The 1,271-nt window shown below is 49.0% G+C and carries 1 protein-coding gene; it reads left to right on the plus strand.

Features of this window, described 5'->3' with window-relative positions; all coding sequences use genetic code 11:
• A partial coding sequence (locus R7Z50_RS24325) for an insulinase family protein (RefSeq protein ID WP_318149327.1) occupies positions 1-1,271 on the plus strand: 1,271 nt, incomplete at both ends.

Here is a 1,271-nt window from a genome sequence, read left to right on the forward strand (position 1 = left end):
AAGTCGTTTTCAATGCACGCGTATGAGGCTTCGATTGAAGGAACGCCTTACGCCGAGCATGATCCAATCGGTACTCGTGATGCAATTGAGAACGCGACGTCAAATGGGCTGAAAAACTTCTACGAGAAATGGTATCAGCCGCAGTATGCCGAGCTGATCGTCACGGGCAATGTGGACGCTAAGTCGCTTGCTAACATCATCAAGAACAAGTTCTCGAACTGGGAAAGTACCTCAGATATCGCCATCGAAAAGCGTCGTGACATTCGACTCAATACTCAAGACGAAATTCTGCCAAGCAACTCGATGGAGTCACCAAGCTTGCATTTGGTGATTGAACGCGGCGATCTTCGTCGCGAAACGGTCGAGCAGCAACACGCAGAATGGCGAGACGAAGTGGCCATTCAACTGATTCAACAGCGTTTGATCAGTCTTCTCAATGATGCCGCCGAGCCTTACCAATACGTTTATGCGCAGCCTTACTACTCGAACTACCAACGGCTGATGTCGGCGGGTATCTCATTTTCGCCTGACCGCCGTGAACAAATGCACCAAATTTTCATCAGTGCGTTGACGTCACTTCGCGATTACGGCGTGACACAAGCTGAGCTAGAGAGCATCACATCTAACTGGTATGGCGAACTGGCAGATCTTGATTCTGATTGGAGCAAACGCAAGCCAAATAGTTACGCGGAAGCGCGTATTTTCCAATTGGAGCAAGACAGCGTAAGCCAATCGAAAGAGAGCTATGCGCAAAGCTTGGCAGCTTTTTTGGATAAAACGACGCTAGAGAGCGTAAACGCGCAGTTAAAAGAGCTGTTGTCTAATCAACCAAGCTTTGTGATTGGCATGGGCAAAAGTGAAACGCAAGCGCAGTTTGCTGATGTATTCACTGCGCTTAACAGCACCTACCTACAAGCTGGTGAAAAGCCTTCTGACATGAACGCCAAAGCGGAAGGCTTCCTGCAACCAGCAGAGGAAGGCAGCATCGTTAGTATGCGTCAAGCTCCGGGTGGTTTTCAGGTTTACACCTTATCAAACGGTGTGGATGTTTGGTTCCAAAAAGACGCAAAAGCCGGTGGCCGCGCTTACATCTACTTCACTAGCCAAGGGGGTAAAGCCGCTCTAGATAAATCGCTTTATCCAGCCTATGAACTGGCTGCCATGACCGCTGTTCGCAGTGGATTAGGAGAGTTTTCTGGCTCAGAACTGGATGCCTATTTACGTACGAACAACATCGCTTTTGGTCCAATACTCGAGCCAACAGTGCATGG

The organism is Vibrio sp. 1249-1, from assembly GCF_033340495.1.